We start from the raw sequence: 20,838 nt of genomic DNA on the forward strand, positions 1-20,838 counted from the left end.
TAATTTTTTCTTGTGTCGTACCTTAAAACTAATCTCTTAAAGACTTGATAACTGTTTCAATTGAGCATAAATAAATAATTTGGTGAAGGTGAGGCTATCTAGTTTTTTAACATACTTATCAATCTTCAACTGATTAGAAATGACTTTCATTTCTGTTGGTTGAATATATTCCTTAAAAACTGATTTTGTGTTATTCTTGTCCATGAGAACTCCTTATAATTAGTGTATGGACAGGACTTTGAACCTTCTGTCATCTAATTATAAGGATTTTTTTATATCTTTGAAGACTACAAATTCCCTTTAATTACATTTATTTGAAATTAATTAATACTTGACATTTTTGTTTTTTTAATGCAACGATAGTGAATTTCCTTAATTTCCTAAACCATTAAAATGACAGAGAGCATCAGTCTCTCTGTCTTGATAATCTATTATACCGGGTATACACCGTGTTTTCTCTCGGTAAACGTAACGTTCTTCGAATCATAGATAGAATAACGTTTAATCAATTCTTCTCTTAATTGCTCTGGTTCAATAACCGCATCAATTACCATCTCTGAAGCAAGTCGATATATATCAATATTTTCCTTATATTCTTCTTGTTTTTCTTTGATAAATGGAGGTCGTTCCGCTTCTGGTAGCTCTTGGATTTTATTTGCATAAACCGCATTAACTGCTGCTTCTGGACCCATAACAGCTATTTGCGCGGTAGGTAGTGCTAAACAACAGTCTGGTTCAAATCCAGGCCCAGCCATTGCATATAAACCCGCTCCATATGCTTTTCGAACAATAACGGAGATTTTCGGGACGGTTGCTTCACTCATTGCTGCGAGCATCTTTGCTCCATGTCGTATAATTCCTGCTCGTTCTACTTTTGTTCCAATCATAAATCCAGGTACATCAACTAAGAATAATAATGGTATATTAAAAGCATCACAAAGCTGCATAAACTTAGCCGCCTTGTCCGCAGAATCAGGAAAGAGCACGCCACCTTTCATTCGTGGCTGATTCGCGATAATGCCAATCGATTTTCCTTGCATTCTAGCAAGACCAGTAATTATTTCTGGAGCAAACTTTTTCTTGATTTCACAGAAGCTATCCTCATCAATAATGTGCGTTATTAAATCATGCATATTGAAAGGAGCATTCTGATTTTCTGGAATCAAATCTGTAATACGCTTCTCTAACTTTTTGCTGTCTTTGGGAGTTTTGACATTTGGCTTTTTTCTAAAATTAGCAGGAAAATAATTCAAGTATTTTTGTGTGTATTCGATTGCCTCTTGCTCGCTTTTAACTAATACATCACCAACGCCAGAAACGGAGCAATGCATGTTTGCTCCACCCATTTCTTCAAGGGTTACCTTTTCTCCAATGACTTTTTCTGCCATTCGTGGCGACCCTAGGTACATGGAAGCATTCCCATCAACCATAATGACAATATCACAGAATGCGGGGATATACGCTCCTCCTGCTGCAGATGGTCCAAATAATAAGCAGACCTGTGGTACACGGCCAGATAACTTTATTTGATTATGAAAAATCCTTCCAGCGCCTCTTCTGCCTGGAAACATTTCTACTTGATCTGTTATTCTCGCACCAGCAGAGTCAACTAGATAAATCATCGGAACCTCTAATTTTTCTGCCGTTTCTTGAATACGTAGTATTTTTTCAACCGTTCGCTTCCCCCATGAACCAGCTTTAACTGTAGAATCATTTGCCATCACACATACCGATTGACCATTAATCTTACCGATACCAGTAACAACGCCATCTGAAGGAAGTGATCCATCCATACAATTGGCGAAAAAAGCATCCTCGATGTCTATATCTTGATCAAATAATCGCTTTAGTCTTTCCCTAACAAACAATTTGCCATGTTGTTCATTTTTTTGATGATATTTTGCTTGACCACCTTTTTCAATTTTATTAACTCTTTCTTGAAACTCTTCCAAATACGACATTTTGTAGCCTCCTGGTTTTAGTTTCCTTTGTAATTTGGAGTTCGTTTTTCACGAAATGCTTGTAAACCTTCTAATCTATCATGCGTGGGTATGGTTTGCTGATAAGCAAGGTTTTCCAGCATTAATCCTGTTGTAATATCCGTTTGTACACCCTTATTGATCGCTGTTTTGGCTTGTTTTAGAGCAATTGGTCCGTTTTTAGAGATGGCCCTTGCCAGTTGAAGTGCAGAATTCATAAGTTCGCTTGATTTTACTACCTCTTCAACTAGTCCTATTGCTAATGCTTCGTTCGCGTTTATACGCTGAGCACTGTAGATTAATCGTTTTGCTTGTCCGATACCAATTAATCGAGGCAGTCGCTGTGTTCCGCCTGCCCCCGGGATAATCGCCAACGATGTTTCTGTGAGTCCCATATTTACATGGTTAGCGGCAATTCGAATATCCGATGCTAATGCCAGTTCTAAACCACCACCAAAGGCAACGCCATTAATCGCGGAAATAACAGGCATGGACATATTCTCAACCATTGTGACTGTTTTTCCTATATATTCCACAGCATGAATGACTTCCTGATTAGACATTCCTGATCTTTCCTTCAGATCTGCACCTGCACAGAAGGCTTTTTGACCAGCTCCGGTAATTACTGTACAAGTGACTGTTGGATCTTGTTCTATGGTATGGACGGTGGCTTGCAGTTCTTGCAATAACTTTTTCGACATTGCATTCGCTGCTTCTGGTCGATTTAGAGTCACCATAGCTACTCCGTTATTGATGTCTAAGTTGACTAGACTAGTACTCACTGAAATCCCCCCCTACGAATAATTTTTCAGATGCTATCACGGAATTATTATTCGATGATAGCAATAATATCCCCTTCATTAACAAAATCTCCTTCGGCTACTTTCATTTCCTTTATCGTGCCTGAAGACTCTGCAATAATAGGTATTTCCATTTTCATAGATTCTAGGATTACAACATCCTGTCCTTCTTCAACCGCTTCTCCGTGTGTCGCTGTAATTTTCCATACACTACCTGCCATTGATGCTTTTAATTCCATTATTTATTCCTCCTATTTTTTATTCAATTGAGTTAAATAGTTTGTTTCTACAAAATTTGTTGTTGTATTTCCTGATCTAAATGCTTGATGTTTCATTATTGAAAGAAGCATGGGGAGATTTGTTTTAATCCCTTCAATCTTATATTCTTGAAGAGCTGTTTGAAGTAATGAAATTGCTTCGTTTCTCGTTTGACCATGTACAATTAATTTTCCAATCATCGGGTCGTAAAATGGTGTGACATCATAATTGTTACAAACCGTGATTTCATTTCTTATTTTTTCTCCTTCTGGAGGTTCAAACCTATGAATATGCCCCGGTGAAGGGAAGAAAGTAATTGGATCTTCTGCATAGATGCGTGCCTCAATTGCATGCCCGTTTAAGTGGAGATCAGCTTGTTTTATATCTAACGCTTCTCCATTAGCAATTTGAATCTGTTTCTCTACAATATCAATACCGGTTATTTCTTCTGTTATTGGGTGTTCTACTTGAATACGTGTGTTCATTTCTAAAAAGTAGAAGTTTTCTTGTTCATCTACTAAAAATTCAATGGTCCCAGCATTTGTATAACCTAATGTCTTAACCGCTTGAATGGCTTTATCTCCCATGTTTTTTCTTGTCTTTTCGGAAATAAACGGGGAAGGGGCTTCTTCAATAACCTTTTGATTTCTTCGTTGAATCGAACATTCTCGCTCAAACAGATGAACAGCATTACCATAATGATCTGCCAGTACTTGAATTTCAATGTGTCTAGCATTTTCTACCTTTTTTTCTATAAACATAGAGCCATCCCCAAAAAAATTCAGAGCACGTTTAGAATTGTTTTCAAAGGCCTTTGAAAGCTCTTCCTTCGAGTGAACCATCTGCATCCCGATACCACCACCACCAGCGGATGCTTTCAGCATGATTGGATAACCGATAGCTTCTGCAATGGATGCTGCTTCTTCCGCAGATGTTACCGCTCCTTCGGTGCCCGGTACTACAGGTACACCAGCTTGCTGCATCATGGTTCTTGCTGCTATTTTACTACCCATTTGACGAATAACCTTGCTCTTTGGGCCAATAAAGATGATATCCTCCGATTCGCATTTTTCAGCAAATATATCACTTTCACTCAAGAAACCGTAACCAGGGTGAATGGCATCTGCTTTGCATTCTTTTGCAACTGAAATAATTTTTTCGATATTTAAATAGCTCTCGTTAACTCTAGGTGGTCCTATTAAGTAGCTCTCATCAGCCATTTGTACATAAGGAGCATCTTTATCTGCTTCTGAATAGATACTAACAGCTTGTATATTTAGCTGTTTGCAAGTTCGGATTACTCTTGCCGCAATTTCCCCACGATTAGCAATAACTATTTTGTTTATCATACGGTTCCCCCTATCGTTGTAACTGTTGTAAAGCTAACTCTTTAAGTTTATATTTTTGAATCTTGCCACTTGCAGTCATCGGATACTCCTGGACAAACTCAATATATCTTGGGATTTTATGTTTCGATATTTTCCCATAACAAAATTTTTGTATGTCCTTTGCTGTGTGTACTTTACCTTCTTGCAAGATAATCCAAGCCATAATTTCTTCCCCATACTTTTGGTCTGGAACACCAACGACTTGTACATCAAGTACATCGGGATGCTGATATAAAAATTCTTCTATTTCTCTCGGATAAATGTTTTCACCACCACGAATAATCATATCCTTCATTCTTCCGGTGATTTCTAAATAACCGTTATGATGGATAACGGCTAAATCACCTGTATGTAACCATCCGTGTTCATCTATTACTTCATTTGTTGCAGCCGTATTATTATAATAGCCTTTCATGACATGATAGCCTCTTGTTAGTAACTCACCTGGTACGCCAATTTCTTGATCATCATCTGTTCCTGGTATAATTACCCTAACTTCTACATTTGGGTGTGGCTTTCCTACGGTACTTACGCGTAATTCAATAGGGTCGTCTGTTTTCGTTTGTGTAATTACTGGGGAGGACTCTGTCTGTCCATAAGCAATTGTTATTTCTTTTGCACCCATCTTTTCCATTACATTTGTCATCACTTCCATTGGACAGGTAGACCCTGCCATTATGCCAGTTCTTAGACTAGATAAATTATATTGCTTGAAGTTTGGGTGATTTAATTCAGAAATAAACATCGTTGGCACGCCATGAAGTGCCGTACATCTTTCGCTAGAAACAGCGGATAAGACTTTCTCAGGATGGAATTGTTCTAATAAAACCATTGTTGTTCCTTTTGATACAGCAGCTAATACTCCTAATACACAGCCAAAGCAGTGAAAAAAAGGAACAGGAATACAAAGTCTATCTTCAGACGTCAGTTCCATACAATCAGCAATCTGCTTTCCGTTATTGACAATATTATAATGTGTTAGCATGACACCTTTAGGGAATCCAGTTGTGCCAGATGTGTACTGCATATTAATAACATCATTAACTTGTAGACTTTCTTTCCGTTCAAGTAGCATTTGCTCACTAATGATGTTTCCATATTGCATTACTTCATTCCAGTTGTAGGCAAATGAATACGTGTTCTCACCAATAACGATTATATTTTTAAGATTTGGTAAGGTTTTTGATTGAAGCATACCTTTTTCAGCCATTTCTAGCTCTGGACAAATCTTTTTAAGTATATCGATATAAGATGTGCCTTTATAACTTTCCGCGAGAATTAGCGTTGTCGATTCTGACTGTTCTAGTAAATAGTGAAGCTCGGATGCTTGATAACTGGTATTTACAGTAACTAATACTGCACCCATCTTTCCGGTTGCAAATTGAGTTGTCAGCCACTCAGGCTTATTATCTGCCCAAATCGCTACATTTTCTCCTTTTTCAATACCTAATGCCATAAATCCCTTTGCTGCTTCATTCACCATTTCATTGAATGCTTTGTAGCTTTTTCTCAAGTGTAGTTCTGGATAAATAACGGCTTCATGATCAGGATATAATTCTACTTGCTTTTCTAAAAGCTCTCCAACAGTAAAATTTAAAAGTGTCATGGACGTTTTCCTCCCCCTACTAAACTAGCAACCTAATTGTCTAGCGATAACTAAACGTTGAATTTCTGAAGTACCTTCTCCAATTTCAAGTAGTTTTGCATCCCTTAGGTAGCGTTCTACTTCATACTCACGCATATATCCATACCCACCATGAATTTGAATGGCTTGATTCGCTGCACGAGATGCTGTTTCGGATGCAAAAAGCTTTGCATAGGCTGCTTCTTTACTAAATGGCTTATCATTATCCTTTAACCAAGCTGCTTTATGAACCATGTTTCGTGACAGCTCTACTTCCATTGCCATATCAGCTAATTTAAATTGGATAGATTGGAAATTAGAAATAGATTGGCCGAACTGTTTTCTTTCCTTTGCATAGTTTAATGCTTTTTCTAAAGAAGCTTGAGCAATACCTACTCCAAGTGCAGCTATTGAAATTCTTCCACCATCTAATGTATAGAGGAATTGCTTAAACCCTTTTTCCGGATCACCCAGTAGATTTTCCTTTGGAACACGTACTTGGTCAAGTACGATTTCCGCTGTATCGGATCCGCGTACACCCATCTTGTCATAATTGCTAGTAATTTTAACTCCTTTTGTATCTGTTGGAACGATAATCGCTGAGATAATATTTTTTCCTTTCTCATTTTTACCTGTGACAGCGGTTACAATTAATGTTTTAGCAAAACTAGCGTTAGTTATAAAGCACTTCTCTCCATTAATAATATATTCATCGCCCTCTAATTTAGCAGTTGTTTTTGTTCCACCTGCATCTGATCCGGCATTAGGCTCTGTTAATCCGAATGAACCAAGTGCTTTTCCTTGAGCTAAAGGAGTTAGGAACGCTTTCTTTTGTTTTTCTGTTCCGAAATAGTAAATGGGACTTGCTCCCAATGAAACTGCGGCAGCATAGCTTAATCCTGTACTACCACAAACACTGCCAATTTCTTCTACAGCTAAAGCGTACGATAATGTGTCACCACCGGAACCACCATACTCCTCAGGGAAAGGAATGCCGAGTATGCCAAGCTCTCCAAGCTGATCGAAGATATCAATAGGGAATTTTGCCTCCTTATCAATTTCGATTGCTCTAGGTTGAATCACATTTTCCGCAAAATCCTTTACCATTTTTTTAATCATTAATTGTTCCTTTGATAATTCAAAATTCATGTTTTCCTCCTATCCCATGCTGAAAGACCGACTGGTTGGTCTGTTCAAAGCATTATACATGTAATTATTACATATTATCGTCTATCAACGCTTCATATGCATCATCGTGTATATTTCCGTGATCTAAGACAGCATGTAAAATGAGATCTACGAAAATGTCACTGATTTCATTAATACTCTTCGCACCACCTTGCTTATACCATTTATATGTCCAGTTTACCATCCCTAATATTGCCATTCCTGTAATTTCAACCGGTAATGCCTGACGAAATTCACCAGTTTGCTTACCTTCATAAATGACTTGAAATATGAGCTGTTTAAACTGGTCACGCTTTGCTTTGATTAAAGACTCATACTCAGGTTTTAAATATACTGTTTCCTGATAAAACACGGAAATATGTGGCTTATAAATATCAAAAACCTTAACAAAATCCTTAATAATTACGCTTAGCTTCTCTGTCGGTGAATGATACATTTTATTGGCACGGATGGCTTTATCAAGTACATAAGATATAAACGTATCATGGATTAAGTATAGTAGCTCATCTTTAGAAGAGAAGTGATGATAAAACCCCCCCTTAGAAGTACCTACATCAGCGACAATTTGATTCACTGTTACTCCGTGATATCCATACTTTTCGAAATGTAGCAATGAAGATTGAATTATTTTTTCACGTAATTCCGTTCTAAATCCCTCCTCTTCATTAGATATTTTAACACTATCATATTTATCTGAAAATATAAAGTCTTGGCAAGAAATGCAAAGCGTTAGTTGAATAAAAAGGTATTTATAAATAAACCCAAACCACCAGTGGGAACTAGTAGCCTGCTCTGCGGCTAAAGGTTTTTATTACCGTTTTCAGCCTTCAATGTCCGCTGAAAGGGTTTCCTGTCTGCATCAAAGATCTCTTACTTTTCCTGTAAATGGATCAAAAGTCACTACAATATATACGCGTGTGCTATAAAAATACAATAGGAATTTAGAGAAAAGGTTCGTATCCGCTGCGGTTCAGAAACGATTATTTTAAAATTGCTTTATGAAGAATGGAATAGATGAGCGTATCTCCAGTAATACTTGCAGATTCCGTGTGTACTACGTACAATTCCATGCAAAATAGTGAGTCTAAGTACGGGTTGAATACTTAATTGTATGCTATTTTTGTTCTCAAAGTGAGGGATAATAATTTCGACCCTTTGTTTTAAAGTAGGCTAGCAGAGACAGGGAGACTTCTCAGCCATTAAAAAAATGACAGGCAACCTTCTTGGCTTACCTGTCATATGAATAGCTAGAAAATATTACTACATTATGCTTTATTTGTATCTTCAAATGGTTTCTGATAATGAGCCTGCTTCCATGCTTCTACTACCTCACCATGCGTGTCAGCATCAATAATAAATGAACCATTACTGTATCGATCACTATTGGAAAGTTCTAGTGGAAATATACTGTGTGTCGTACCGTCACTTGTTTGGAAGTCTAGTGTATCATCTTCATTAATAAGGAAAAATCCTCTAATTCGATGAGGTTTACTCTTCAGCTCACGAAGCATCAATAACCCACGCTTCGCACGTGTCGATTTTTCAAACTCTTGCAATCTCATACGTTTGCATGCCCCTCTTTGTGTTAGAACCACCAGAGATGGATCAGAGAGATCATCAAATACCTGTCCGTTAACAACGTATTCATCTTTTTTCAGTTGAATTGCTTTAACACCAGCGGCTCGTTGCCCCACTATCGATATATCTGCTTCATGATACCAGAGGCCGTAACCTTTATTAGATGCTATGAATACATCTGTATGACCATTTGTTTTGTGGACATTCACTACTTCATCATCAGCTTTTAGGTTTAGGGCAATTAAAGCCTTCGAGTATCGCTGAGCGTCATATAACTGTAATGGACTCCTTTTAACCATGCCGTTTTTTGTGAAAAACAATAGGAAGTTATCCTCTTTAAAATCACGGACAGGTATGCATTCAATAATACGTTCATCCTTATCGATGGAAACTATATTAGATATATGCTGTCCAATATCCTTCCAACGTATATCTGGAAGTTCGTGAACAGGTAAATATAAATACTTTCCTTTATTCGTAAAGACGAGAACTTTATCCGTCGTATTTAATTCGATTAAACCAACAATATGGTCATCTTCTTTCATTGCAAAATCTTCGCCATTTGATGCACTATACGAACGAAGGCTAGTTCGCTTTACATAACCATCTCTGGTAACAGATACAAGAACATCTTCACTAGCGACCATAACCTCGATATCAATCTTTAATTCCTCTATCTCATTTTCAACAATTGTTTTTCTAGGAGTTGCAAATGTTTTTTTGATTTTTCTCAAGTCTTTTTTGATCGTTTGAAGCAGCTTTTTCTCGCTCTGTAATATATGCTCTAGTTCCTTAATTTTTTCTCGAAGTGTTTCAGCTTCTTGCTGAAGTGTAGTGATGTCAGTGTTTGTTAAGCGATAGAGCTGAAGCATTACAATAGCTTCTGCTTGTGCTTCTGTAAATCCATAGTTTGCGATTAATCGTTGTTTAGCGTCTTGCTTATCCTTAGATGATCGAATAGTTGCGATAACTTGATCAAGGATGGATATAGCTTTCATTAGCCCCTCTACGATATGTGCACGGTCCTTGGCCTTCGTTAAATCAAATACTGTTTGTCTAGTTACAACTTCCTTTTGATGTCTAATGTAGGCATCAAGCATTTCATTTAATGAAAGGAGCTTAGGGGTTTTGTCTTGAATGGCAACCATATTAAAGTGATAAGTAACCTGTAAATCTGTATTTTTGAACAGATAATTAAGAACACCTTCACTATTTACATCCTTTTTTAGTTCGACGACTACCCTTAACCCGGTACGATCTGTCTCATCACGGACTTCGGCAATTCCCTCTACCTTCCGATCGATTCTCAATTCATCAATTTTTTTAACCATGTTGGCTTTATTTACTTCATACGGTATTTCATCAATGACTATTTGCTGACGATTGCCACGTACCTCTTCTACTTTTGTTTTACCACGAACTACTATTTTGCCGCGCCCTGTTTCATACGCCTTTTTTATGCCCTCCACACCTTGAATGATTCCTCCAGTAGGAAAATCGGGACCTTTAATAACTTCCATTAATTCTTCTGTAGTGACTGCAGGCTTATCAATTTTTAATATAACTGCATCAAGCACTTCTTCTAAATTATGTGGAGGTATATCCGTAGCGTAACCTGAGGATATTCCTGTTGAACCATTAACTAGTAAATTCGGGAACTTTGCAGGAAGGACCACAGGCTCCATAATGGTATCATCAAAGTTTGGAATAAAATCAACCGTATCCCTATCAATATCACGTAATAACTCAGAAGCGATACTTGATAATCTAGCTTCTGTATAACGCATTGCAGCAGGTGGATCGCCATCGATACTACCATTATTTCCGTGCATTTCTACTAAGACATTCCTTACCTTCCATTCTTGACTAAGACGAACCATCGCTTCGTATACAGAGGAATCACCATGTGGATGATAATTCCCAATTACGGTACCAACGGTTTTTGCTGATTTACGAAAATTTTTATCATGCGTGTTTTTCTCTTCATGCATAGCATAAAGAATTCTTCTTTGAACAGGTTTCAACCCATCTCTTGCATCAGGTAATGCTCTGTCTTGAATAATATATTTACTATACCTTCCAAATCTGTCTCCAATTACTTCTTCTAACGGAAGGTCTAAATACGTTTCTGGTTGTGACAAACCAACCCCCCCTTATGGTTATACTTTAATTATTGTTGTTGTTCTGTATGAATTTTATCATTTTCTAAAATATTTGATTCATCATCTAAGCCAAACTCTACATTGCCTTCAATCCATTTTCTCCGCGGCTCTACCTTGTCCCCCATTAATGTTGTTACACGTCGTTCTGCTCTAGCTAAGTCATCAATGGTTACACGGATAAGCGTTCTAGATTCAGGATTCATGGTTGTTTCCCATAGCTGATCTGCATTCATTTCACCAAGACCTTTATAGCGCTGCAGCGTATACCCATTCTTGAACGTAAGTGTCGCTTTTTTCATTTCTTCCTCATCCCATGCATATACAACCTTCTCTTTTTTTCCTTTTCCTTTAGAGATCTTATATAAAGGTGGGAGAGCGATATAAATCTTTCCTGCTTCCACTAGCTGGCGCATATAGCGGTAGAAAAACGTTAGTAATAATACTTGAATATGTGCCCCATCTGTATCAGCATCCGTCATAATAATGATTTTATCATATTGCACATCATCTAAATCAAAATCTCCGCCTACTCCCGCACCAATGGTGTGGATGATGGTTGAGATTTCTTCATTTTTAAATACATCTTGAAGCTTCGCTTTTTCGGTATTGATTACTTTACCACGTAGAGGTAATACAGCTTGGAATTTCCTATCTCTACCCTGCTTTGCAGACCCTCCAGCCGAATCACCCTCAACTAAATATAATTCGTTACGTTTTGGATTCTTTGATTGCGCAGGTGTTAATTTCCCGCTTAATATGGTATCTTTTCTTTTTCTTTTCTTACCAGTACGTGCCTCTTCTCTCGCTTTTCGGGCAGCTTCTCTTGCTTCTTTCGCTTTGATTGCTTTCTTTATTAACAGTCCCGAGACGTCCGGATTTTCTTCAAGGAAATAGGATAACTTCTCAGAAACAATGGCGTCAACAGCTGATCGTGCTTCAGGTGTACCTAATTTTCCTTTCGTTTGACCTTCAAATTGAAGTTTTTCCTCTGGCACACGAACAGAAACGATTGAAGTAAAGCCCTCTCGTATATCTGTTCCTTCCAGATTCTTATCTTTTTCTTTAAGTAATCCTGCCCGACGCGCATAATCATTAAACGTTCTAGTAATTGCTGTGCGAGCACCAGATTCATGTGTTCCACCGTCCTTTGTTCGGACGTGATTAACAAAAGACAGCATACTTTCGGCATAGCCATCGTTAAACTGAAATGCAAAATCAACTTCTATCCCTTGTTGCTCTCCTTCAAATGCAACTACAGGATGAAGCGTGTCCTTTTCCTCATTTAAATAATGTACAAAAGCCTTGAGACCATCTGGAAATTGATATTCTTCATGTTGATTATTACGAAGGTCAGATAGTTGAATTTTTAGCCCTTTTAACAAAAAGGCTGCCTCGCGTAACCGTTCCGACAAGGTTTCAAAATCATATACAATGGTTGTAAAAATACCAGGATCTGGTTTAAAGTGAATGGTCGATCCTTTCTTTTTCGTTGTCCCCTTTTTTTCAAGGGAACCAACCGGCTTACCACCGTTTTCGAATCGTTGAAAATAGGTGTGCCCCTCTCGATGAATAGTTACCTCTAACCATTCAGAGAGTGCATTGACAACAGAAGCGCCAACCCCATGTAGTCCACCACTTGTTTTATAGCCTCCCTGACCAAACTTTCCTCCTGCATGTAATACTGTAAAAATGACCTCAGGTGTGGACTTTCCAGTACGGTGCATTCCAGTTGGTATACCTCGACCCTTATCCACTACTGAAATACTATTATCTTTATGTATGGTTACTTTTATCGTTTCACCAAATCCTGCTAAAGCTTCATCTACAGCATTATCAACAATTTCAAATACGAGATGATGTAAACCACGGAGATCTGTACTTCCTATATACATTCCAGGTCTTTTTCTGACTGCTTCTAATCCTTCAAGTACCTGTATTGAGTCATCACTATATTGCATAGGTTGTTGAGCCAATTCAAAACTGCTCCCTTCTTACGTAGATTACTTTGTTCGAATCATTACCAGTGAGTAACGCTCTGCCCTTTGCTCATGCAAAACCTAACTTTCATTTATTTAAGTCGTAGTATCTTGCATCTGTTCTCAACTAAATTCATTATGTTGCGCACATTCATCTATTAATTCTTAGTATAATATAAAAAGTATATCCAGATTTTCTCTCACTATAATAGAACGAATGTTTGTTTCTGTAAAGACTAATTATATTTTGCGTATATACTATATCCTTAAGAAAGAAAAATGATAGGTATCCCTATCTGTCATGCCGCATCAATTTTAAATTTTTACCAACTTGTAAAGCCTAAGTCTCCTCTTTACGTAGCCAACATCGCTTACCGAGGTTTTGTGCTATCTATCATATGATGAGCTGATAATGCTTTGTACTTGCCAGTATTAACCATAAGCGGTGTACTTAAGTATACTACACTTCCTTTTATCTTGCATGGGTCAACTATAGTTAAGTAGCTTTGAGACACTATTTTAACTTACTACATCTCTTTAATGGCATTATAGCATTCCAAAAGGTGTATACCTTTTGGAAAAGGAAGAGGATGGCATGAATATGCCATCCTGTAAGCTTCGTTATTTTACTAATACGGCATGTACAACTTTAATGCATAAATCCATAATAACCGTGAAATCATGTTTCTTCAAATAATCATAGGCATCCTCATTACTTATCCCTTGCTGTGCCCAAAAAACACTACAATTGGTTTGTACAGCTTCTTTAGCGATATCAAGTAAATGCTCTGGCCTACGAAACACATTAATAATATCGATCTGCTCTTCAACATCTGTTAATGAAGGATACGATTTTTCTCCAAGCACCTCACTTATTGTAGGATTTACAGGAATAATTCGATACCCTTGCTTTTGCATAATTTGAGCAATTTGATATGAGGTTCTATCTGGGTTAGAAGATAAACCTACAACAGCAATTGTTTTTGCAGTAGTCAAAACTTGCTTTAGTCTGTCATTTGATGGATTTTCCCAACGCATAAATATCCCCTTTCTACTCCGTTACAATGAGGTCATGTTCTTCTAAGAACTGTTCAGCGACCTCTTCTGGAGATTTGTCTTCATAATCTACTTGATAATTCATTTTTCTCATTTGTTCATCTGTAATTTTCCCTGCGAGCTTGTTTAATATCGTTTCTAATTCTGGGTGTTTATCTAATGTTTCATTCTTCATTAGTGGTGCTCCTTGGTATGGGGGAAATAGATTCTTCGGATCTTCTAGAGTAACTAAATCTAATTCAATCATATAGCTATCTGTAGCATAGGCATCAATGATATCTACATCGCCTGTCGTTAATGCATCTTGTCTTAACCCAGGATCCATGGTGCGTACATCGTTTATATTTAAATTATATTTGTCCTGCATACCTACATACCCGTCATATCTGTCTTTAAACTCTAATGTAAATCCTGCAGTTATATTATCCTCTATTTGTTTAAGATCACTAATATTTTTTAGACTATATTGTTCAGCTAATTGCTTGGTAGTAGCTACAGCATACGTATTATTAAATTTCATCGGTTCTAAATATGCCATATCATATTGTTCGTTCATACCCTTTTTTGCCTGTTCATAGACTTGATTTGCTTCATTACTATTCGCTTGGTCGCCTAAATGGGTTACAATGGCTGTCCCTGTAAATTCAGGAAAAATATCGATGCTCCCTTCCTTTAGTGCATCAAATACCAATGAAGTTTTCCCAAAGCCTGCTTCTAATTCTACCGTAAGATCCGTGTCTTGCTCAATTAGTAATTTATACATATTGATTAAGATAGCAGGTTCTGCACCCAGTTTACCGCCAATTACTAAATCAGCTTGTCTGGAATTACTAAAAATAAATGGAGATACAACAATTAAAACAGCTATTAATAGCATGGAAAGAAAAGCTTTAAAGCCTGCCCTTCTGGAGATGCGCTCAAACCCACGTAGTATAAAATCCAATATGATTGCTAATAAAGCTGCGGGTATTGCACCAAGTAAAATGAGGTTAACATCTGCTCCGCGATCAAGACCGAGAAGAATTAACTCCCCTAATCCTCCTGCCCCTATAAGCGCTGCAAGTGTAGTAGTACCGACAATTAAAACCATTGAAGTACGAATTCCTGCCATGATAACGGGCATTGCTATCGGAAGCTCTACCTTTGTTAATCGCTTAAACGAATTCATCCCCATCCCAGTAGCAGCTTCTTTTAATGCAGGGTCTACTTCTTTAATCCCTGTATAACTATTTCGAAGTATCGGTAACAATCCATAAGCAGTCAATGCAATGATGGCTGGTAATGTTCCAATACCAAAAAAAGGAATTAAAAAAGCAAGCACAGCTAGGCTAGGGATCGTTTGCATGACTGCAGATATGCCAATAATTGGTTCAGCAATTTTAGGATACCTTGTTAAAGCTAAACCTAATGGTACAGCAATGACAATTGCAATTATTAATGATAGTAATGAGATTTGCAAATGTTCCCAAATGGTTTCCCAAAACATATCTTGTCTGTTTTGAAATACTGTAATGAAATCGTTCATGATTGAACCACTCCATTCGCTACTACGGCTTTACTTTTTAGATATGCCACGATATCGCGATAACTAATGACCCCTACCAGTTTATTTGCTTTGACTACTGGATAAATCGTTTGATTTGATGATTCAATAATTTCCACAGCTTTAATTAAGGGCAGGTCATTCTCTAACCGAATTCCATCTGTTAGAATGCCAGATTGTAACAAGCCCACATACATATTATTTTCATCACGCACAATATAAGTTTGTAACTTAGAGTAATTACAGTTATTATAGGATGATTGAGAAAGGACGTGTTTTTGTGATGGATCAGCTATAATATCTACCGCTGTTTGCCATGGAGATTTCCTTTCACCAATAAAGTCTTTAACAAATGGAGATTGTGGATGCAAAATAATATCTTGGGGCCTATCAAGTTGGACAACTTTTCCATCCTTCATCAAACAAACCCTATCCCCTAATGCCATCGCTTCATCAATATCATGGGTAACAAAAAGAATAGTTTTTTTTATTTCTTTTTGCAATGAACGAATATCTTTTTGCAATTGCTCTCTGCTAATAGGATCTAATGCACTAAAAGGCTCGTCCATTAGAATGATATCAGGATCTGCAGCTAATGCTCTAATGACACCTATCCGTTGCTGCTGACCACCAGATAGTTCTCGCGGCATTTTGTTTTGAAAAGTTGCAGGATCTAACCCAACCATATCTAACAATTCTCGATTTCGTTGTTTAATCGCTTTACGTTTCCACTTTTTCATTTCTGGAACAACTGCTATATTCTCATCGATCGTTAGGTGGGGAAATAATGCAATTTGTTGCAGTACATAGCCTATATTCCATCTTAGTTCATGGATATTATAGGAATCAATGGCTTTGTCATTTATGTATATTTCACCTGACGTAGGTTCAATTAAACGATTTACCATTTTCATTGTGGTTGTCTTGCCACAACCACTAGGTCCGATTAGAGTCATGATTTCCCCTTTTTCCACACGAAAGGAAATATCTTTTATCGCTTCCGTTCCATCTGGGTAGATTTTTTTAATATGTTTAAATTCAATCATGGCTTCCTCCTTAGCTATTCCTTCTCTAATTATTCCCTATGTTAAAGCAATATAGTTATTTCCCCTAATGAAACGATCTCAAACATAATAAACTTATCATGAAATATGGTTCTTAAAACGCTGTGTTCGTGCTAAAATAAGAAGCAGCTTATTTTTTATGATTGGAATCAATTTCATACGTGCTCACTTCCACCAATCCCCCTTACAATTCTATAAAATGAAAGGGAGGCATAAATTAGTGGAAAGTCTCTAATCTCTCCTTACCCTCTATGGTTTTACTCGTAAGGGCCTTGTAACCAGTTAATACTGGAGAAACTCTAATAATCCGTAAATGGAGAAGAGCGGTTTCATTTTATAATCAGAAAGTAACAACAGCTGCGGAGAAAAAGTGTGTCCAGATAATAGTCTGGGGTAACGAAGCTGCTCGGAACTTTCCGTTTATAGCGTGGAAAATCAACTGTATGTATTTTCCTTATATTCATGCAAATTGAATGATGAAATTGCAGCAACAGTTTTAAAAATAAGCCTCATCTATCGTATCTCCTGTTTGTTTGATACATACATAAATGAAGAAAGAAGGAATTTATATGGAGTACATTTTGTTTGCTATTATTGCTTATTTATTAGGTTCTATTCCTTCAGCATTAATTGTTGGCAAGCTGGGATATAATAAAGACATTCGCCAACATGGTAGTGGGAATTTAGGCGCGACAAATACGTTTCGTGTATTAGGAATTAAAGCAGGAATAATCGTAACACTTGCAGATATCTTAAAGGGAACAGCAGCAACATTAATTCCGCTTATATTCGATGCTGATGTTTATCGTCTCGTAGTTGGCTTATTTGCCGTAGCTGGGCATACGTATCCTATTTTTGCAAAGTTTAAAGGTGGGAAAGCAGTAGCAACATCAGGGGGAATTATTTTAGGAATTAATCCATTATTATTTATTATTATGATCACCACATTCTTGCTAAGTCTCTATCTGTCCAAATACGTCTCCTTGTCCTCGATGATAACAGGTATCGTTACAATTGTTTTGTCGATCCTTTTTAAGGATATTGGGCTTATCATTGTTACGACAATACTTACAATTTTCGTTTTTTATAGACATAGAGAGAATATTAAGCGGATAAAGAATAAAACAGAACCGAAAATTACTTGGATGTAATTCTTTCCTATCAAAACCTATACATTGAATCTTTATAACACCTACAGTATACTTTTATTAGCAAAGAGAAAGGGGACGATGTTATGGATAATACACAGACATTCCCAAAGAAGAAATTGCCTAACAAAGAACAACGTCATAAATTATTTGGTTCTGTAATGCCGGTCCCGAGAACAAAACCTGTCGATAAAGTGCATATGGCAGATTTGCAAAATACGAAAAAGGACTTCTTATTTGATTTGGATGCAGTTGGAATTACTAAGGTAAAACATCCAATAACCATATACAGTTCCTTAACTCCAGCCAAGCAAACTACAATTGGTGAATTTACCTTTACATCTAGCTTGAAGCAATCAAACAAAGGAACAAATATGAGTCGCTTTACGGAACAGTTAGCAAATTATCATGCTAATGGGTTTGCAATGGATCTTCATACATTAACATCGTTTGCAAAAGAATTAGCGGAACGATTAGATCAACAGGATGCCTCCCTTAAGGTGAGCTTTCCTTGGTTTTATGAGAGACATGCCCCAGATACCAGACTTGCTGGAATGAATCATGCCAATGCTACCATTAGCATTAATTATGATAGACAGCTCGGTTATCAATTGGCTGTATCTTTAGCTGCGTCGATTACAACGCTATGTCCATGCTCGAAAGAGATTAGTGAGTATAGCGCACATAACCAACGAGGTAACGTCAAGATCGAAGTATCATTATCAGAAGACTATGATGAATCTTTATCAGATTGGAAAGCCATATTATTAGAGGCTGCTGAGAGCAATGCAAGTGCAAGATTACATCCAATCTTAAAAAGAACAGATGAAAAAATGGTTACGGAACAGGCATATGAGAATCCAAGATTTGTAGAAGATGTGGTAAGGCTAGTCGCAGCGGATTTGTATGAGCTTCCATTTATAACGAAATTTAAAGTTAGCTGTCGGAATGAAGAATCCATTCATATGCATGATGCTATTGCTACAGTCAGCTATGACAAAGAAAATGAAACTTATTAGAGAAGGTCATATCTATGAAATATCTCTTCATTGGATTAATAAAATTTTATCGATCAGCTATTAGTCCATTCACACCACCAACTTGCCGGTTCTACCCTACTTGTTCGGAGTATGGACTTGAAGCATATAGACGTTTTGGCGTATGGAAGGGAACGTATTTGACCGTGAAGCGAATTAGCAAATGCCACCCGTTTCACGCTGGTGGAGTAGATTTAGTACCGGAAAAGAGAAAAAAGCAAGATGATAATAGATAGAGAAACAAAGGAGTTGTCTTCATTGAATATACAAATTAGTAAAGAAGCTGCAAAATGGTATAAAAAAGAGTTAGATATAGACGAAGATACTTCCTATGTTCGATTTTTTGTAAGATATGGTGGCATTGGAGGAAATGTGCCCGGCTTTTCATTAGGTGTAAGCAATGAAAAGCCGGAAGATCTACATACCTCCATTGAGGTTGAAGGTGTCACCTTTTTTGTTGAAACAAAAGATGAATGGTATTTTGAAGATAAGGATCTTAAGATCAGCTACAGTAGAAAAAAACAGGAGCCCACTATGAAGTATATTACGAACTAAACATAGCGGTTATTAGCAAAAGGGAACTCTCTAGGAAGTTTCCCTTTTGCTTGTTTATCTATACAAGTAAGGATGGAATTATTTCTATGTTATAATCGAAATCTTTCTATTTGTTCCCATTGCTCCTCTTTACGTAATATTTCACTTTGCTTTTCACCAAATAAGTCAAAATGGGGGTAATTTAATTTACGATCAATCCATTGAGGCATTAGACCATATGGTTCACCCCAAGAAATCAACTGATCTACATTTTTGCAGCCCACCTTTGTAACTGTAGTACATCCTGGAAAACGATTATCTATCCAATAATGAGTTAGGAATGCTATTTTTCCAGCGTTAATCTCATTTTTCCACCTCAATATTTCCTTACGATCTATTCCAAAAGCCATGATTATTCCTCATTTAATTGTTTTGTATAAGCTTCATGCCAATCAGGAAAAGCTTTTCTTAAGGATAATGGTCTAAACGTATCTTTTTTCACTATAACATGCTCTGTTGTTCCGCTTACAGCTACTTCTTCTTTATGATTTAAAATCTGATAGCCATATACCGTTCGAATACCATCGTATGTTTCTAGCCATGTCTTCACAAATGCATCCTCACCATAACGAATTGGCTTTTTAAACTGAATCGTTGCGTTTGTAACGGGAGACACGATTTGATGCTCTTCCATATCTGTATAATGAAAACCAAGAGATTCGATAAATTTTGTTCTTCCAATCTCAAACCATACAAGATAATTAGCATGGTAAACAACACCCATCTGATCTGTTTCTTGATATCTGACTGCAATTGGTGTCCTGACTGATTGCACTGATTATTCCTCCCAGCTTCTTTTTCTCTCAACATATAGCTTAACATATTTCTTCTAAATATTAAGTGACAGCGACTTAAAATCCCCCGATTCACTTTAACCTAGTATCGGGGGAATTCACTTAATTCAACTCATTATGCTCATGTTCGTCCTTTATCTCTTTTCGCATACCTTCAATGGCTTGCTCTCTTCTTTTATTTTTTGCTTTTATAGCTTCTTTCTCTTCACCGGAAGAAAATTGCATCGTTTCATGTGCTTGTTCCATATTTTCAATTGTATCCTGAACCATATCCTGTAACTTTTCTACATTATCACTACGATCATCTGGCTTTGGCTGGTATTTATCTGTCGTCATGAATAAATCCCTCCTTTCTTTTGTCTGCACCTATTATTTCTTGTGAATGCATCTATATACTAGAAAATTTATCCAAAAAAACACTTCCCACGAATGGAAAGTGATTAAACTTCTATCTATTTTATTGAACTTCTTTTTGAATAGGTTTTCTTTTTAATTCCAATTGCTTTTCGATCTTGTCCATGAGTGATCTGTCTTTTAATATTTGCTGACGATTTTCACTCACTAATTCATCAAACGTACGTTTTTTCTTTAAAGAAATGGTAATTCACTCCTTTTTAGAAGAAGCTTTACCAGTTTAGCTTAAATATAT

Annotated in this window: 21 protein-coding genes; 4 read left to right on the forward strand and 17 right to left on the reverse strand. The window is 37.0% G+C overall.

The genetic code is table 11. The annotated features are described in order from the left end of the window. Positions 1-36: 36 nt before the first annotated feature. The 13 genes from JUJ52_RS06705 to JUJ52_RS06765 form a co-directional block, all read right to left on the reverse strand. A complete protein-coding gene (locus tag JUJ52_RS06705; RefSeq protein ID WP_228088848.1) occupies positions 37-204 on the reverse strand; it encodes a DUF4372 domain-containing protein in 168 nt (55 codons plus the stop codon). Between the two features lie 227 nt (positions 205-431). Next, the gene (locus JUJ52_RS06710; protein ID WP_121605136.1) at positions 432-1,961 is read right to left on the reverse strand and encodes an acyl-CoA carboxylase subunit beta; all 1,530 of its coding nucleotides are present in this window, start codon (positions 1,959-1,961) and stop codon (positions 432-434) included. A gap of 17 nt (positions 1,962-1,978) precedes the next feature. Continuing rightward, complete coding sequence (locus tag JUJ52_RS06715) at positions 1,979-2,761, reverse strand: enoyl-CoA hydratase (RefSeq protein ID WP_034679972.1); 783 nt, start codon at positions 2,759-2,761, stop codon at positions 1,979-1,981. A gap of 47 nt (positions 2,762-2,808) precedes the next feature. Further along, positions 2,809-3,018: an acetyl-CoA carboxylase biotin carboxyl carrier protein subunit gene (locus JUJ52_RS06720; protein WP_034679970.1), complete on the reverse strand. Its 210-nt coding sequence runs from the start codon at positions 3,016-3,018 to the stop codon at positions 2,809-2,811. 12 nt (positions 3,019-3,030) lie between these two features. After that, positions 3,031-4,386 carry an acetyl-CoA carboxylase biotin carboxylase subunit gene (locus tag JUJ52_RS06725; RefSeq protein WP_166530304.1) on the reverse strand — a complete coding sequence of 452 codons (1,356 nt, stop codon included), beginning with the start codon at positions 4,384-4,386 and terminating at the stop codon, positions 3,031-3,033. Between the two features lie 10 nt (positions 4,387-4,396). After that, complete coding sequence (locus JUJ52_RS06730) at positions 4,397-6,031, reverse strand: AMP-binding protein (protein WP_166530305.1); 1,635 nt, start codon at positions 6,029-6,031, stop codon at positions 4,397-4,399. 24 nt (positions 6,032-6,055) lie between these two features. Beyond that, on the reverse strand, positions 6,056-7,198 hold the full coding sequence (locus JUJ52_RS06735) for an acyl-CoA dehydrogenase family protein (RefSeq protein ID WP_166530306.1): 1,143 nt from the start codon (positions 7,196-7,198) through the stop codon (positions 6,056-6,058). 67 nt (positions 7,199-7,265) lie between these two features. Next, the gene (locus JUJ52_RS06740; protein ID WP_205389767.1) at positions 7,266-7,910 is read right to left on the reverse strand and encodes a TetR/AcrR family transcriptional regulator; all 645 of its coding nucleotides are present in this window, start codon (positions 7,908-7,910) and stop codon (positions 7,266-7,268) included. Positions 7,911-8,502: 592 nt separating this feature from the next. After that, complete coding sequence (gene parC / locus JUJ52_RS06745; protein WP_205388560.1) at positions 8,503-10,956, reverse strand: DNA topoisomerase IV subunit A; 2,454 nt, start codon at positions 10,954-10,956, stop codon at positions 8,503-8,505. Positions 10,957-10,985: 29 nt separating this feature from the next. Beyond that, positions 10,986-12,935, reverse strand: a complete 1,950-nt coding sequence (gene parE / locus JUJ52_RS06750) for a DNA topoisomerase IV subunit B (protein ID WP_034679985.1) — start codon at positions 12,933-12,935, stop codon at positions 10,986-10,988. Positions 12,936-13,574: 639 nt separating this feature from the next. Beyond that, positions 13,575-13,991, reverse strand: coding sequence for a CoA-binding protein (locus JUJ52_RS06755; protein WP_026683167.1), 417 nt, complete (start codon positions 13,989-13,991; stop codon positions 13,575-13,577). A gap of 13 nt (positions 13,992-14,004) precedes the next feature. After that, positions 14,005-15,534 (reverse strand): ABC transporter permease/substrate-binding protein, encoded by a 1,530-nt coding sequence (locus JUJ52_RS06760; protein ID WP_205388561.1) that lies wholly within the window; start codon positions 15,532-15,534, stop codon positions 14,005-14,007. Beyond that, complete coding sequence (locus JUJ52_RS06765) at positions 15,531-16,598, reverse strand: ABC transporter ATP-binding protein (RefSeq protein WP_121605140.1); 1,068 nt, start codon at positions 16,596-16,598, stop codon at positions 15,531-15,533. The genes JUJ52_RS06760 and JUJ52_RS06765 overlap by 4 nt, the downstream gene beginning before the upstream one ends. Positions 16,599-17,185: 587 nt before the next feature. Here JUJ52_RS06765 and plsY point away from each other — a divergent pair. The 4 genes from plsY (at position 17,186) to JUJ52_RS06785 (ending at position 19,356) form a co-directional block, all read left to right on the forward strand. Then, positions 17,186-17,767, forward strand: coding sequence for a glycerol-3-phosphate 1-O-acyltransferase PlsY (gene plsY / locus JUJ52_RS06770; RefSeq protein WP_026683165.1), 582 nt, complete (start codon positions 17,186-17,188; stop codon positions 17,765-17,767). An 83-nt stretch (positions 17,768-17,850) separates the two neighbouring features. Next, complete coding sequence (folE2, locus tag JUJ52_RS06775; protein ID WP_205388562.1) at positions 17,851-18,783, forward strand: GTP cyclohydrolase FolE2; 933 nt, start codon at positions 17,851-17,853, stop codon at positions 18,781-18,783. Positions 18,784-18,797: 14 nt separating this feature from the next. Then, positions 18,798-19,037, forward strand: coding sequence for a membrane protein insertion efficiency factor YidD (gene yidD, locus JUJ52_RS06780; protein WP_121605142.1), 240 nt, complete (start codon positions 18,798-18,800; stop codon positions 19,035-19,037). 22 nt (positions 19,038-19,059) lie between these two features. After that, positions 19,060-19,356 (forward strand): HesB/YadR/YfhF family protein, encoded by a 297-nt coding sequence (locus tag JUJ52_RS06785; protein WP_026683184.1) that lies wholly within the window; start codon positions 19,060-19,062, stop codon positions 19,354-19,356. Positions 19,357-19,445: 89 nt separating this feature from the next. Here the strand turns inward: JUJ52_RS06785 and JUJ52_RS06790 are convergent, their stop codons facing one another. The 4 genes from JUJ52_RS06790 to JUJ52_RS06805 all read right to left on the reverse strand — a co-directional run bounded on the left by JUJ52_RS06790 (position 19,446) and on the right by JUJ52_RS06805 (position 20,793). Further along, positions 19,446-19,745 (reverse strand): hypothetical protein, encoded by a 300-nt coding sequence (locus JUJ52_RS06790; RefSeq protein ID WP_121605143.1) that lies wholly within the window; start codon positions 19,743-19,745, stop codon positions 19,446-19,448. A gap of 2 nt (positions 19,746-19,747) precedes the next feature. Beyond that, a complete protein-coding gene (locus JUJ52_RS06795) occupies positions 19,748-20,170 on the reverse strand; it encodes an acyl-CoA thioesterase (protein ID WP_026683162.1) in 423 nt (140 codons plus the stop codon). Positions 20,171-20,291: 121 nt separating this feature from the next. Continuing rightward, a complete protein-coding gene (gene tlp, locus JUJ52_RS06800; RefSeq protein WP_026683161.1) occupies positions 20,292-20,525 on the reverse strand; it encodes a small acid-soluble spore protein Tlp in 234 nt (77 codons plus the stop codon). A gap of 121 nt (positions 20,526-20,646) precedes the next feature. Continuing rightward, positions 20,647-20,793: an FbpB family small basic protein gene (locus JUJ52_RS06805; RefSeq protein WP_080668784.1), complete on the reverse strand. Its 147-nt coding sequence runs from the start codon at positions 20,791-20,793 to the stop codon at positions 20,647-20,649. Between the last annotated feature and the right edge of the window lie 45 nt (positions 20,794-20,838).

Origin of the sequence: Virgibacillus sp. AGTR (assembly GCF_016919725.2) — a bacterium.
Lineage (GTDB): Bacteria > Bacillota > Bacilli > Bacillales > Amphibacillaceae > Virgibacillus > Virgibacillus salarius.

Bases quoted from the DNA above. Each gene is read 5' to 3' on its own strand.
- JUJ52_RS06765 (WP_121605140.1), bottom strand. From the start codon at position 16,598: ATGATTGAATTTAAACATATTAAAAAAATCTACCCAGATGGAACGGAA.
- JUJ52_RS06720 (WP_034679970.1), bottom strand. From the start codon at position 3,018: ATGGAATTAAAAGCATCAATGGCAGGTAGTGTATGGAAAATTACAGCG.
- JUJ52_RS06710 (WP_121605136.1), bottom strand. From the start codon at position 1,961: ATGTCGTATTTGGAAGAGTTTCAAGAAAGAGTTAATAAAATTGAAAAA.
- yidD (WP_121605142.1), top strand. From the start codon at position 18,798: ATGAAATATCTCTTCATTGGATTAATAAAATTTTATCGATCAGCTATT.
- tlp (WP_026683161.1), bottom strand. From the start codon at position 20,525: ATGACGACAGATAAATACCAGCCAAAGCCAGATGATCGTAGTGATAAT.
- JUJ52_RS06755 (WP_026683167.1), bottom strand. From the start codon at position 13,991: ATGCGTTGGGAAAATCCATCAAATGACAGACTAAAGCAAGTTTTGACT.
- JUJ52_RS06730 (WP_166530305.1), bottom strand. From the start codon at position 6,031: ATGACACTTTTAAATTTTACTGTTGGAGAGCTTTTAGAAAAGCAAGTA.
- JUJ52_RS06725 (WP_166530304.1), bottom strand. From the start codon at position 4,386: ATGATAAACAAAATAGTTATTGCTAATCGTGGGGAAATTGCGGCAAGA.
- JUJ52_RS06735 (WP_166530306.1), bottom strand. From the start codon at position 7,198: ATGAATTTTGAATTATCAAAGGAACAATTAATGATTAAAAAAATGGTA.
- parE (WP_034679985.1), bottom strand. From the start codon at position 12,935: ATGCAATATAGTGATGACTCAATACAGGTACTTGAAGGATTAGAAGCA.
- JUJ52_RS06705 (WP_228088848.1), bottom strand. From the start codon at position 204: ATGGACAAGAATAACACAAAATCAGTTTTTAAGGAATATATTCAACCA.
- plsY (WP_026683165.1), top strand. From the start codon at position 17,186: ATGGAGTACATTTTGTTTGCTATTATTGCTTATTTATTAGGTTCTATT.
- folE2 (WP_205388562.1), top strand. From the start codon at position 17,851: ATGGATAATACACAGACATTCCCAAAGAAGAAATTGCCTAACAAAGAA.
- JUJ52_RS06760 (WP_205388561.1), bottom strand. From the start codon at position 15,534: ATGAACGATTTCATTACAGTATTTCAAAACAGACAAGATATGTTTTGG.
- JUJ52_RS06790 (WP_121605143.1), bottom strand. From the start codon at position 19,745: ATGGCTTTTGGAATAGATCGTAAGGAAATATTGAGGTGGAAAAATGAG.